The 12635-nt window shown below is 65.7% G+C and carries 12 protein-coding genes; 2 read left to right on the top strand and 10 right to left on the bottom strand.

Annotated features, from left to right (window positions below; all coding sequences use genetic code 11):
• Nucleotides 1–16: 16 nt before the first annotated feature.
• Nucleotides 17–286, bottom strand: a complete 270-nt coding sequence (locus J8I26_RS09105) for a hypothetical protein (RefSeq protein WP_209606308.1) — start codon at nt 284–286, stop codon at nt 17–19.
• Between the two features lie 383 nt (nt 287–669).
• Nucleotides 670–1641, bottom strand: coding sequence for a nitronate monooxygenase family protein (locus tag J8I26_RS09100; RefSeq protein WP_209606306.1), 972 nt, complete (start codon nt 1639–1641; stop codon nt 670–672).
• 268 nt (nt 1642–1909) lie between these two features.
• Between J8I26_RS09100 and J8I26_RS09095 the strand changes: the two genes are divergently transcribed.
• Together J8I26_RS09095 and J8I26_RS22810 are read left to right on the top strand one after the other, a co-directional pair.
• Nucleotides 1910–2062: a hypothetical protein gene (locus J8I26_RS09095; RefSeq protein ID WP_209606304.1), complete on the top strand. Its 153-nt coding sequence runs from the start codon at nt 1910–1912 to the stop codon at nt 2060–2062.
• A gap of 159 nt (nt 2063–2221) precedes the next feature.
• A complete protein-coding gene (locus J8I26_RS22810) occupies nt 2222–4018 on the top strand; it encodes a methyl-accepting chemotaxis protein (RefSeq protein ID WP_280868659.1) in 1797 nt (598 codons plus the stop codon).
• 47 nt (nt 4019–4065) lie between these two features.
• Here J8I26_RS22810 and J8I26_RS09085 read toward each other — a convergent pair whose 3' ends face one another.
• The 8 genes from J8I26_RS09085 to J8I26_RS09050 all read right to left on the bottom strand — a co-directional run bounded on the left by J8I26_RS09085 (nt 4066) and on the right by J8I26_RS09050 (nt 12542).
• Nucleotides 4066–4974, bottom strand: a complete 909-nt coding sequence (locus J8I26_RS09085) for a hydroxymethylglutaryl-CoA lyase (RefSeq protein WP_209606303.1) — start codon at nt 4972–4974, stop codon at nt 4066–4068.
• 66 nt (nt 4975–5040) lie between these two features.
• Complete coding sequence (locus tag J8I26_RS09080) at nt 5041–5553, bottom strand: YbaK/EbsC family protein (protein WP_209606301.1); 513 nt, start codon at nt 5551–5553, stop codon at nt 5041–5043.
• A gap of 66 nt (nt 5554–5619) precedes the next feature.
• Complete coding sequence (locus J8I26_RS09075; protein ID WP_209606299.1) at nt 5620–6549, bottom strand: MBL fold metallo-hydrolase; 930 nt, start codon at nt 6547–6549, stop codon at nt 5620–5622.
• A 4-nt stretch (nt 6550–6553) separates the two neighbouring features.
• Entirely contained in the window at nt 6554–8569 is a 2016-nt protein-coding gene (locus J8I26_RS09070; RefSeq protein ID WP_209606297.1) for an acetyl/propionyl/methylcrotonyl-CoA carboxylase subunit alpha, read from the bottom strand.
• 31 nt (nt 8570–8600) lie between these two features.
• Nucleotides 8601–10235, bottom strand: a complete 1635-nt coding sequence (locus J8I26_RS09065; protein WP_209606296.1) for a carboxyl transferase domain-containing protein — start codon at nt 10233–10235, stop codon at nt 8601–8603.
• A 65-nt stretch (nt 10236–10300) separates the two neighbouring features.
• Complete coding sequence (locus J8I26_RS09060; RefSeq protein ID WP_209606294.1) at nt 10301–10726, bottom strand: YchJ family metal-binding protein; 426 nt, start codon at nt 10724–10726, stop codon at nt 10301–10303.
• Nucleotides 10726–11328 (bottom strand): 2-hydroxychromene-2-carboxylate isomerase, encoded by a 603-nt coding sequence (locus J8I26_RS09055; protein ID WP_209606291.1) that lies wholly within the window; start codon nt 11326–11328, stop codon nt 10726–10728. Before J8I26_RS09055 ends, J8I26_RS09060 begins: the two co-directional genes overlap by 1 nt.
• Nucleotides 11329–11357: 29 nt before the next feature.
• The gene (locus tag J8I26_RS09050; RefSeq protein ID WP_209606290.1) at nt 11358–12542 is read right to left on the bottom strand and encodes an isovaleryl-CoA dehydrogenase; all 1185 of its coding nucleotides are present in this window, start codon (nt 12540–12542) and stop codon (nt 11358–11360) included.
• Nucleotides 12543–12635: the final 93 nt, after the last annotated feature.

The raw sequence follows: 12635 nt of genomic DNA, 5'->3' as shown, positions 1-12635 counted from the left end.
GCCGCTGCCGGCCGGATCAGCCTTCGTCCGGCTCCTTGGGCGGCGCCCCGGCCGAACGGCGGCCGGGGGCCTTGTTGCCCTCGTCCAGTCCGCCGGTGCCGCGCAGGTCGGTATCTACCTGGCCCTCACGGATATCGTTGTAGGCATGGCGGATCTCTTGGCGCTCCACCTTGTGACCGCTGCGCCCCGCATCCTGGCGGTCGAAGTTCTGGTCATGCTCATGCGGCAGACGCGGCTTGTCGTGTTTTGGATGACGATCTTTTCTGGTTCTGAGAAAGCTGGTCATATTTTTTCCTCGCATCAAGTGTCGGGCTTTTCCCCCTTCGCCGTGCGCGGCAGGATCCGGGACAACCGACCGGATCACCGTGGCGGCGGTAGCGTTGAGCTGCGCGCGCCGTGCGCTTGGGGCAAGCGAACACGTACGACCGGGCACTGCACAAGAAGTGCCGGACGTTACAACTTGCATGAAAATTAGAGGAGTTGTCCGACGGACGAATCGCACAAGTGCGGTCAGATAAGCGGAGAAAGGTAGGGCCGCGAAGAGGGATGAGCCCACCCGGGGGCGCAATGCTTGGATGCGCGCGGTGGGTCGCAGGTTCAATTTGCGCGGATCGATGCGCAAAAAAAGGCGGATCAGCGATCCGCCCCGTTATTGCCGGCGTTGACCGCTTACAGCGCCAGGCGTGCGCGCGCCGCTTGGTATTCGGCTTCCAGGCGATCCACCATCTCCGCCACCGTCGGCACGTCGTCCATCAGGCCCACGCCCTGGCCTGCGCCCCAGATGTCGCGCCAAGCCTTGGCCTTGCTGTTGCCGCCGGAGCCGAAGTTCATCTTGGTCTTGTCCGCCTCGGGCAGGTTGTCCGGGTCGAGCCCGGCGTTGACGATGGACTTCTTCAGGTAGTTGCCGTGCACCCCTGTGAACAGGTTGGTGTAGACCACGTCGGCCGCGCTCGACTCGACGATAGCCTGGCGGTAGGCCTCGTCGACGTTGGACTCCTTGGTCGCCAGCCAGCGCGAGCCGATGTAGGCGAAGTCGGCGCCCATGGCCTGCGCGCCCAGCACCGCGTCGCCGGTGGCGATGGCGCCGGAGAGCACCAGCGGGCCCTTGAACATCTTGCGCACCTCGCCCACCAGCGCGAACGGCGACAGCGGGCCGGCATGGCCGCCGGCGCCGGCGGCCACCAGGATCAGGCCATCCACGCCGGCTTCCAGCGCCTTCTCGGCGTGGCGGATCGAAATCACGTCATGCAGCACGATGCCGCCGTAGCTGTGCACGGCGTCCAGCATTTCCTTGGGCGGCGCGCGCAGGCTGGAGATGATGATCGGCACCTGGTGCTTCACGCAGACCGCAACGTCCTGCGCCAGGCGATCGTTGGACTGGTGCACGATCTGGTTCACGGCGATGGGGCCGACCTTGCGCTCCGGATGCTGTTGCTGCCACTCGGCCAGCTCGGCCTGCAGCTCGGTCAGCCAGACGTCCAGTTGCTCGGCCGGACGGGCGTTAAGCGAAGGGAACGAACCCACCAGCCCCGCCTTGCACTGGGCCGCCACCAGGGCCGGGCCGCTGGCGATGAACATGGGCGAGCAGATAATGGGCAGGCGCAGATCTTGCAAGGCTTTCGGGTAGGCTGGCTGGGGCATGTCGTCTCTCGTCGGTTGTCGTTATGTCAAGGCCTTGGGCCGGTGTTATTCGGCGATTATAGGATAAAAATATTACGGTCGTGCTTTTTGTTGCGAAATCGAGAATTGCAGCTAGATTGTTAATGAAATTGTTCGACATGCCACCAGGATGGCGTGGTAACTTTGACATGACCGCCAACAACCGGGATCACACCGAACGGGGCGGCACACAGGGCTGGGGCCGGCACACGCCGGTTTGTTCGCGTCCATCTCATGATGGGGGAAAATCATGGAAACCTTCAGCTTGATCAATATCGTCGTCGTTGCCGTTCTGGCTGCCGCTGTCGTCGCCAGCGCCGTGCTGCATACCCGCCTTCTCCGAAAAAATCTCGCGTCCGACCTGCGTCGCCGCAGCAGTGGCCACGGCCGCTGGCGGGCTTGATTTTTTCCGCATCCAGCTACGCGGCATGAGCCGCGTTCTTCCTGCATCGCCTGTCTGAAATCCGGCCCGGCGCCTTTTGAGGCGCAGGTCGCTTCGTCGTCCGCGGCTTCGCCGCCTGCGGGCGCGCGCGCCATGGCCGCTGCCTTCTCTGAGGAGAACATGAAAAGCAATCTCACGCTCAAGCGCAGCTTTGCGCTTTTCGGCATCATGCTGACCGTCCTGGCGGTCCTGACCTTCGCCACGGTGCAGATGATGCACAGCGCCGAACTGGAGGTGCAAGACGCCGCCAATACCCGTTACCGCTCCTACCAGCTGGCCCAGGAGCTTAAACAGAGTTCGCAGGACCTGACCAGCGCCGTGCGCAGTTACGCCGCCACCGGCAATGCCCAATACGAAACCCGCTATCGCGAGATCGTCGACATCGTCACTGGCAAGAAGGCGCGTCCCAACGGTCAAATGATCTCAACCATCGACATGATGAAGCAGGCCGGCTTCACCGAGCAGGAGCTGGGCAAGCTGACCCAGGCGCAGAACCTGTCGCTGGCCCTGATCCAGACCGAGGAGCAGGCCATGGCGGCGGTCAAGGGCATGTTCGACGACGGCAGCGGCAAGCTTGCCAGGAAGGGCGAGCCGGATCTCGCTTTGGCGAGCAAGCTGGTCAACGACAAGGCCTATGAGGCCAAGGTCGCAGAGATCATGAAGCCGGTGGACGAATTCGTCGCCCTGATGGATGCGCGCACCGGTGACAACATGGTCGCCGCCAGCCGCGCCAGCGGCAATGCCTTCCTGGCTTGTGCCGGCATGCTCACGCTGATGCTGGCGCTGTCGATCGCTGCGCTGTGTGTGCTGTTCGTCGCCATCCGCAGTCAGTTGCACCGCGGCCTGAAGGCGGCCGAGCTGCTGGCCACGGGCGACCTGCGCGTGAAGCTTGCGATCGAGCGCGACGACGAGATCGGTCGCTTGATGGGCGCCATCAACGGCATCGGCCAGGGGCTGGCGCAAGTGGTCGCCACGGTGCGCAACAGCACCGAGACTATCAATGTCGCCGCCGGCGAGATTGCCACCGGCAACATGGATCTTTCGAACCGCACCGAATCGCAGGCCTCCAGCCTGGAAGAGACCGCCAGCTCGATGGAGGAGCTGACCTCCACGGTGCAGCAGAACACCGCCAACGCGCGCGAAGCCAACCAGCTGGCCAACACGGCCTCGGAGCTTGCCAACCGCGGCGGCTCGGTGGTGGGCAATGTGGTGCAGACGATGGATTCGATCAAGCAAAGCTCAAGCAAGATCGCCGACATCATCAGCGTGATCGACGGCATTGCCTTCCAGACCAACATCCTGGCGCTCAACGCCGCCGTGGAAGCGGCGCGCGCCGGTGAGCAGGGGCGCGGCTTCGCAGTGGTGGCCTCCGAGGTGCGCTCGCTGGCCCAGCGCAGCGCCACGGCTGCCAAGGAGATCAAGGAACTGATCGTCGATTCGGTGGAGAAGGTCGACGCCGGCGGCAAGCTGGTCGACGAGGCCGGCGCCACCATGGGAGAGCTGGTGTCTTCAGTGCGCCATGTGGCCGAGATCATGCATGAGATCACCATGGCCAGCGAAGAGCAGAGCACCGGCATCGCTCAGGTCAACGATGCCATCGTGCAGATGGAAGCGCTGACGCAGCAGAACGCCGCCCTGGTGGAACAGGCCGCCGCCGCTGCCGGCAGCCTGCGTGAACAATCGGACAGCCTGATGCGCGACGTCAGCATCTTCAAACTGGAGAATGATCAGGGCGCAAGCGTAGCGACGGCCACGCGGCCTGCGGCCAGGCCCAAGCCGTCACCGGCAGCCGCCAAGTCGCCCCCGCGCGCGGCCCCGGTGAAGACCCCGCCCAAGCTGGAAGCCAAACCGAAGCCGGAACCCGCTCGCCAGGCAACTACCGCCGCCGGCGGTGAAGGCGACTGGGCCGAATTCTGAGGTGCGCCTTCGGCCGGGCGCCGGAGCCATGCAGAGGAGGTGGCGCGTCAGCCTGCGCGCTTGGCCGCGATGGCGTTGCCGGCGCGGCTGACCGATTTGCGGCCCAGGTGCTGCGAGATGAACTGGCCGGCGTCGACCACCGCGTCGAGGTCGATGCCGGTCTCGATGCCCAGGCCCTTCATCATGTACAGCACGTCTTCCGAGGCCACGTTGCCGGTCGCGCCCTTGGCGTACGGGCAGCCGCCCAGGCCCGCCACCGACGAGTGATAGATGGTGATGCCGGCTTGCAGGCTGGCGTAGATGTTGGCCAGCGCCTGGCCGTAGGTGTCGTGGAAGTGACCCGACAGGCCTTCGATGTGGAATTCGCGGATGGCGGTTTCCATCACCGGCCTGACCTTGTCGGGCGTGGCCACGCCGATGGTGTCGGCGATGTCGATCTCGTCGCAACCCAGCTCGCGGAAACGGCGCACCACGTCGGCCACCGCGTCCAGCGGCACCTCGCCCTGATAAGGGCAACCGAAGGCGCAGCTCACCGCCGCGCGCAGGCGCTTGCGATGCTCCTTGGCGGCCTTCGCCACTTCGCGGAAGCGTTCGATCGACTCAGCGATCGAGCAGTTGATGTTTTTCTGCGAGAACGCCTCCGAGGCCGCGCCGAAGATCACGACCTCGTCCGCGCCGGCCTCCAGCGCCGCCTCGAAGCCCTTCATGTTGGGCACCAGCGCCGAATACACCACACCCGGCTTGCGTACGATACCGTGCATCACTTCGCTCGAGGTCGCCATCTGCGGCACCCACTTGGGCGAGACGAACGAGGCCGCCTCGACATTGGGAAAGCCCGCCGCGGTGAGCCGGTTCACCAGCTCGATCTTCACCTCGGCGGAGATGGTTTCCTTCTCGTTTTGCAGGCCGTCGCGCGGCCCTACTTCGACGATCTTGACTTGCTTGGGCAGGCTCATCTGGCTGGTCTCCGAATAGTTGGTATGGGGTGTGGGGTGTTGATCTTGAGCGTTGTCCCGGCGGACTCAGGCCGCTTCCGGCGCGGCTTCTTGGCGCACGTCCGCGACCGTGCCGCCGGTCATCTTTTCCAGTTGGGCGGCGGTCAGGTTGAACACTGCGTGCGGGTGGCCGGCGGCGGCCCACACGCTGGTGAAATTGAACAGGTCCCGGTCGATCAGCATCACCGGCTTGACCGCATGGCCGACCGGGCACACGCCGCCGATCGCATAGCCGGTGTTGTCGCGCACGAACCGGGCGTCGGCCTTGCCCAGGGCGCCGACCAGCGCAGTCACCTTGGCCTCGTCGACGCGGTTGCCGCCGCTGGCGATCACCAGCACCGGCGCATCGTCCGAGACGCGCCGGAAGATGATCGACTTGGCGATCTCGGCCACGCTGCAGCCCAGGCCGGCGGCGGCTTCAGCGGCGCTGCGGCCGGTCGCCGGCAGCATCACCACCGGCTTGTCGTGTCCCAGTTGCGCCAGCAGGTCGGCGACGCGTTGGGCGGAAGAGGGCAGGGCGGAGGCGGCGGTATCGTTCATGGCGGGAAATAGTGGTGTGGCAGGAGCCCAAAATGATAGCAGCATGGCCGCCCGCCTTCAGGCGGCTCAGGCATCCAGCAGGAACACGCCGTCGCTGCACGCCGCGCCTGCGCGTTCCAGTTGCGCCACGACCCAGCACGCGAGCTCCTCGTCAGCCATCTGCATGAAGCGCCGGTTGGCGACGCGTAGCAGCGGGGTGTCGCGCACGATCGCCGGCAATTCTTCCAGCGCGATGCGTTGCCGGTCCAGCAGCAGGAACTTCACCAGCACCTTGATGCCGTTGTGCGCATTGCGCAGCGGATCGGCCTGCAGGTAGTCCAGCCGCGAGAAGGCCTTGTCCAGGGCGTCGCCCACTTCGGTGAACGGCGCACCGTGGCCGGGGATGACCAGCTTCACGTCCAGCGTGCGGATCAGCTCCAGCGTGGCGCGCGCTTCGTCGAATCCGGTCTCGCCATCCAGCTCCGGGAAGATGATGCCGAAGCCATTGCGCCACAGCGCATCGGCCGAGATCAGAATGCCCTCTTGCGGACAGAAGAAAATCAGCGAATGCGGGTCATGCCCGGGCGCGGCCAGCGCCTGCCAGTCGAGCCCACCCAGGCGCAGCGCCTGGCCGTCGCCGATGGTTTGATCGAAGTTGAAGCGCGGGCAGCGCTGGCCTGTGGCGCGGTAGCTCAGCGCGTCCTCGTCCCAGCGCCGCACCTTGTCCGCCTCCGCCGCGGGGATCGCCGTGCGGCTGGCGAACGCGGCCTGCAGCGCCGCGTTGCCGCCGCAATGGTCGGAGTGCAGATGGGTGTTGAGCAGCAGGTCGAGCCTGTCGCGGCCGCGCTCCTTCAGTACGTGGCGCACCAGCGTCAAGGTCTGTTCGGCATGCGAGACGTAACCGCTGTCGATCATGGCGACGTCATCATCGCCGAACAGCAGCACATTGTTGGACGACAGCCAGCCGCGCTCCAGCACGTGGATGCCCGGATGAACCTGCAGCGCCGGCGCGTTCATGCGCTCACGCCGCCTTGAACTCGAGCAGCTGCGCGCCTTCGGCCACCTGGTCGCCGACCGCGTAGAGCAGATCCTCCACGGTGCCGTCGGCCGGTGCGGCGATGGTGTGCTCCATCTTCATCGCTTCCATGATCAGCAGCGGCGCGCCCTTGCCGACGCTGCTGCCCTTCTGCGCCAGCACCGCGACGATCTTGCCGGGCATGGGCGCGGTCAGGCGGCCGCCCTCGGCCTCGCTGTGACCGGCATGCGCCATCGGGTCGACGTGACGCAGGCTGCGTTGCGCGCGACCGTCGAACACGTGCAGCCAGTCGCCTTCGCGCACCACATCGGCGCGCAGCAGGCGGCCGTCCAGCGTGATGCTGAAAGCGCCGTCCCGGACCGACTCGATGCGCAACGCATGCGACTGCGCTCCGGACGACAAGGTGCAGCCGCTGCCGTTGCCCGCGTATTCCATCTGCAGCGTCGAGGCCCCAGCGTCGTCGGCGAACTCCAGCGTGCGCAGCAGTTTGCCGTTCATGCGCCAGCCGTGCGTGGACGACCACGGATCGGCGCTGTTGCCCGCAGTGCTTTCTTCGGTCAGCACCGCCGCCGCGGCGAAGGCCAGGATCTCCATCGGCGGAGCCGCCGGCGCCGGGAACAAGGCATCGTGGTGGCGTTCGATCAGGCCGGTGTCGAGCTCGGCCTGCGAGAACGCCGCGCCCGTCACCAGGCGCTGCAGGAAGCCGATATTGGTGGCCAGGCCGACGATCTGATATTGCGCCAGCGCGCGCGCCATGTTGCGCAACGCGGCGTCGCGGTTGGCGCCCCAGACGATCAGCTTGGCGATCATCGGGTCGTAGAACGGTGAGATGGCGTCACCCTCGCGCACGCCGGAGTCGATGCGCACGGCGGCGGCTTGCGACGCGCCCGCCTCGTTGAGGCGAAACTCGACCGCGCTTGCCGTACGCATGCGCGCCAGCGTACCGATCGAGGGCAGGAAGCCTTTCTCCGGATTCTCGGCATAAATGCGCGCCTCGATCGCATGGCCGGCAATGCGCAGCGCGTCCTGCCGCAGCGGCAGCGCCTCGCCGGAGGCCACGCGCAACTGCCACTCGACCAGGTCCTGGCCGGTGATCATCTCGGTCACCGGATGCTCGACCTGTAGGCGCGTGTTCATCTCCATGAAGTAGAAACTGCCGTCCTGGTTGGCGATGAATTCCACCGTGCCCGCCCCCACATAACCCACCGCGCGCGCTGCCGCCACTGCGGCCTCGCCCATGGCGGCGCGGCGCTCGGCGCTCATGCCCGGCGCCGGCGCTTCCTCCAGCACCTTCTGGTGGCGTCGCTGCACCGAGCAATCGCGCTCGAACAGGTAAACGCAGTTGCCGTGCGTATCGGCGAACACCTGGATTTCGATATGGCGCGGCCGCGTCAGGTATTTCTCGACCAGCACGCGGTCGTCGCCGAAACTGGAAATCGCCTCGCGCTTGCACGACGCCAGCGCGGCCTCGAAATCTTCAGAGCGCTCGACCACGCGCATACCCTTGCCGCCGCCGCCGGCGCTGGCCTTGAGCAACACCGGATAACCGATGCGGTCCGCTTCGCCGCGCAGGAAGTCGCTCTCCTGGCGCTCGCCGTGATAACCCGGTACCAGCGGCACCGCGGCCTTTTCCATCAGCGCCTTGGCCGCCGACTTGGATCCCATGGCGTGGATCGCCGAGGCCGGCGGGCCGATGAACACCAGGCCGGCATCGGCGCAGGCCTGCGCGAAGCCGGCGTTCTCCGACAGGAAACCGTAGCCCGGGTGGATGCCTTGCGCGCCGGTGGCCAGCGCGGCGGCGATGATCTTGTCGCCGCACAAGTAACTTTCCTTGGCCGGGGCCGGGCCCAGGCGCACGCTTTCGTCGCAGGCCTGCACGTGTTTGGCGCGCGCATCGGCGTCCGAATACACCGCGACCGTGGCGATACCCATACGGCGCGCGGTGGCCGCCACGCGGCACGCGATTTCGCCACGGTTGGCGATCAGGATCTTGTTGAGCATGTGATCTCCTCTTGTTTTTTTCAGGTCGGCGTCAGATGCGGAACACGCCGAACTTCGTCTCTTCGATCGGCGCGTTCAAGGCCGCCGACAATCCCAGCGCCAGCACCGTGCGCGTATCGGCCGGATCGATCACGCCGTCGTCCCACAGGCGCGCCGAGGCGTAGTAGGGATGGCCCTGCGATTCGTATTGCGCGCGGATCGGTTCCTTGAACGCGGCTTCTTCTTCGGCGCTCCAGCTGCCGCCGCGCGCTTCGATGCCGTCGCGCTTGACGGTGGCCAGCACGCTGGCGGCCTGCTCGCCGCCCATCACCGAGATGCGCGCATTGGGCCACATCCACAGGAAGCGCGGCGAGAAAGCGCGGCCGCACATGCCGTAATTGCCGGCGCCGAAGCTGCCGCCGATGATCACCGTCAACTTGGGCACCTTGGCCGTCGAGACCGCCGTCACCATCTTGGCGCCGTGGCGGGCGATGCCTTCGTTCTCGTACTTTTTACCGACCATGAAGCCGGTGATGTTCTGTAGAAAGATCAGCGGGATCTTGCGCTGGCAGCACAGCTCGATGAAGTGCGTGCCTTTCTCCGCTGCCTCCGAAAACAGGATGCCGTTGTTGGCGATGATGCCCACCGGCATACCGTGCAGGTGGGCGAAGCCGCACACCAGCGTGGTGCCGTAGCGCGCCTTGAACTCGTCGAACTCGCTGGCGTCGACGATGCGCGCGATCACCTCGCGCACGTCGAAGGGTTTGCGCGTGTCGGTGGGGATCACGCCGTACAGTTCATGCGCCGGATACTTCGGCTCTGCGCTCTCGCGCAGCGCCAGTTGTTGCGGCTTGGTGCGGTTGAGGTGGCTGACGATGCCGCGCGCAATCGCCAGCGCATGCGTGTCGTCTTGGGCCAGGTGGTCGGCCACGCCGGACAGGCGCGTGTGCACGTCGCCGCCGCCCAGCTCCTCGGCCGTGACCACTTCGCCGGTGGCCGCCTTCACCAGCGGCGGGCCGGCCAGGAAGATGGTGGCCTGCTCCTTGACGATGATGGACTCGTCGCTCATCGCCGGCACGTAGGCGCCGCCTGCGGTGCAGGAGCCCATCACCACCGCGATCTGCGGGATGCCCTTGGCCGACATGTTGGCTTGGTTGAAGAAGATGCGGCCGAAATGATCGCGATCCGGGAACACCTCATCCTGGTTGGGCAGGTTGGCGCCGCCGCTGTCGACCAGGTAGATGCAGGGCAGGTGGTTGAACTCGGCGATCTCCTGCGCGCGCAGGTGCTTCTTGGCCGTCATCGGATAGTAAGTGCCGCCCTTGACGGTGGCGTCATTGCACACGATCACGCATTCCTGGCCGGCCACGCGGCCGATGCCGGTGATGATGCCGCCGGAGGGCGCGGCATCCTTCAGGTTGCCGTCGCGGTCCTTCTCGCGGTACATGCCGTAGGCCGCCAGCTGTGAGAACTCGAGGAAGGGCGTGCCGGGGTCGAGCAGCATCTGCACGCGTTCGCGCGGCAGCAACTTGCCGCGCGCGATATGCTTGTCGCGCGCGGCCTGGCCGCCGCCTTCGGCAATCGCCGCGACCTTTTGCTTCAGGTCGTCGACGATGCGCTGCATGGCGTCGCGGTTGTGCAGGAAGTCTTCGCTGCGCGGGTTGAGCTTGCTGTCGATCTGCGGCATGGCTGTCTCTCTCTTTTGTCTCTTTTGGTCTCTTTTTGCCGGTGGCCTGCGCGTGCCTGCCGGCCTTATTGGTCGTCCGGGAAGTTGCCGTCGACGTAGTACCAGCGCGGCTTTCCTTCAGCGTCGGCCTGGCGCACGAAGTTGCTGATCTCGTGCATGCGGTGCGCCTTGCCGCCGACCTTGAAGCGCGCGGTGAATTCCACCGTCGCTTCATCGCTGCCGGCGACGTGCGTCTGCTTCTTGATGTCCAGGCCGATCCACTTGACGTCGGTCTCGCCGGTCAGTTCTTCCTCCGGCAGCGTCTCCGGGAACCAGGTCGCGCGCAGGTAGGCTTCGTCGCGCAGTGCGTAGGCGCTGTAGCGCGAGCGCATCAGCAGCTCGGCGGTGGCGGGAATTTCCGCGCCCGAGATGAAGCGGCCGCAGCAGCCGGCGAAGTTGCCTTTGCCGCAGGGGCAGTCGCCGGCGGCGGCCTTGTCTTTCTTGTTGCTCATCAGATCTTTCCGTTGTTCAAAAATGCTTCCAGTTGGGTAAAGCGGTCAAAGCCCCAGAACGGTTCGCCGTCGACGATCACGAAGGGCGAGCCGAACACGCCTTTTTTGGCGGCGTCCTCGGTGGCCGCGCGCAGCTTGTCCTTGATTTCCTGCGTGCCCAGAGCGGCTTCCAGCGCCGTCGCATCGAGGCCGACGTCGCCGGCGATGCGCAGCACGGTCGCGGCCACGCTGATGTCGATGTCCTCGGTGAAATAGGCGCTGTAGAGCGTGCGGATCAGGTCCTCCGCTTTTTCAGGATGCTGCTCCTGCGTCCACAGCACGGCGCGCGCGGCGACCTGGGCGCCGATCGGGAAGTTGCTCGGCTCCTTGAAGAAGATGTCGTGAAAGCGCGCGGTGCGCTTCATATCCAGGCGCGAGTAATCGCCCTTGACCGGGATGGTCACCAGCGAGTTGGTGCCGATCTGCTTGAAGATCGGACCCAGCAGGATGGGATGCCAGTTGACGGTGCGGCCGAATTTGGCCGCCAGTTTGCCGATCTCGACGGCGCCGAAGTAGCCGTAGGGCGAGCTGAAGTCGAAGTAGAAGTCGATGGGATTGCTCATGTCGGATGCCTTTGCGGTGAATGGTGGGCTTACATGGTGTCGGCGAACAGTTCGCGGCCGATCAGCATGCGGCGGATCTCGCTGGTGCCGGCGCCGATTTCGTAGAGCTTGGCGTCGCGCCACAGGCGGCCCACCGGGTATTCGTTGATATAGCCGTTGCCGCCCAGCGTCTGGATCGCCTCGCCGGCCATCCAGGTGGCCTTCTCTGCCGAGTACAGGATGGCGCCGGCGGCGTCCTTGCGCAGCGCGCGCACGCGCTCCGGCGAGTCGGCGCGATCACAGGCCTGGCCCACCGCATACACGTAGGCCTTGCACGCCATCATGGTGGAATACATGTCGGCCAGCTTGCCCTGCATCAGCTGGAATTCGCCGATGGCCTGGCCGAACTGTTTGCGCTCGTGCACGTACGGCACCACCGCATCCATGCAGGCCTGCATGATGCCCAGCGGGCCGCCGGAGAGCACGGTGCGCTCGAAATCCAGGCCCGACATCAGCACGTTCACGCCGCGCCCGATGCCGCCCAGCACATTCTCTTCCGGCACCTCACAATCCTGGAATACCAGCTCGCCGGTGTGGGAGCCGCGCATGCCCAGCTTGTCCAGCTTTTGCGCCACCGAAAATCCCTTGAAACCCTTTTCCACCAGGAACGCGGTCATGCCGCGCGCGCCGGCTTCAAGGTCGGTCTTGGCGTAGACCACCAGCACGTCGGCGTCAGGGCCGTTGGTGATCCACATCTTGCTGCCGTTGAGCACATAGCGGTCGCCTTTCTTGTCGGCGCGCAGCTTCATGCTCACCACGTCCGAGCCGGCGTTGGGCTCGGACATCGCCAGCGCGCCGATGAAGTCGCCCGAGATCAGCTGGGGCAGGTACTTGTTCTTTTGCGCGTCGTTGCCGTTGCGCTTGATCTGGTTCACGCACAGGTTGGAGTGCGCGCCGTAGGACAGGCCGACGGAGGCCGAGGCGCGCGAGATCTCTTCCATCGCCACGATGTGCGCCAGGTAGCCCATGTTGGCGCCGCCGTATTCCTCGCTGGCGGTGATGCCCAGCACGCCGAGCTCGCCCAGCTTCTTCCACAGATCCATCGGGAACTGGTCGCTGCGGTCGATCTCGGCCGCGCGCGGGGCGATCTCGGCGGCGGCGAAGGCGGCCACGGCGGCGCGCAATGCGTCAATGTCCTCGCCGTGGTCGAAGGTGAGGCCGGGCAGGTGAATCATGGTTGTCTCCTCGTTGGGTATGTTGGTTCTCGATGCGTCTTTTTATCTTCTTCGTCTTGCCTGATGCGTCTGATTTGCCGCTTCATTGACGCT

This window comes from Herbaspirillum sp. LeCh32-8 (genome assembly GCF_017814915.1).
Lineage (GTDB): Bacteria > Pseudomonadota > Gammaproteobacteria > Burkholderiales > Burkholderiaceae_D > Herbaspirillum.
Note: the sequence above shows the minus strand (reverse complement) of the source record. Positions and strands in the feature narration are given on the sequence as shown.